This window comes from Alteromonas sp. LOR, assembly GCF_000753865.1.
GTDB lineage: Bacteria > Pseudomonadota > Gammaproteobacteria > Enterobacterales > Alteromonadaceae > Alteromonas.
The window spans coordinates 1-453 of record NZ_JQFW01000035.1 but is presented as its reverse complement, the minus strand read 5'-3'; the positions used below and the strand labels follow the sequence as shown (position 1 = coordinate 453).

General features: G+C 43.5%; 2 tRNA genes. Both read left to right on the top strand.

The features are described 5' to 3' along the window. The first annotated feature begins 129 nt into the window (after positions 1-129). A tRNA-Ile gene (locus JV36_RS0112470) sits at positions 130-206 on the top strand. 43 nt (positions 207-249) lie between these two features. Beyond that, positions 250-325: transfer RNA gene (locus JV36_RS0112465), tRNA-Ala, on the top strand. The last annotated feature ends 128 nt before the right edge of the window (positions 326-453 follow it).

Sequence of the window (453 nt, the reverse complement as noted above, 5' to 3'; positions counted from 1 at the left end):
GGGTTGGATCACCTCCTTACTATTACGTCGATGACGCCCTTGATGCAGTGCCTACACAGATTGTTTTGTCTAGAAAATTAGAGAACACCAAAAGGTAGTACTCACTCTGTACAGAGTATTGAGCAAGATAGGCTTGTAGCTCAGCTGGTTAGAGCGCACCCCTGATAAGGGTGAGGTCGGCAGTTCAAGTCTGCCCAAGCCTACCAACTTCTTCCGCATTTGCTTTGTCACCCGCGAAAGATTTTATATGGGGCTATAGCTCAGCTGGGAGAGCGCCTGATTTGCATTCAGGAGGTCAGCAGTTCGATCCTGCTTAGCTCCACCACTTCTAAGTGCATTTATAAAGTGTATTTAAAAGTGGTTTTTTACCACGACATGTTCTTTAACAATTTGGAAAGCTGATATTAATAGTAATCAATCAAAAGAGTAATTGAGAAGTCGAAAGACGCACTT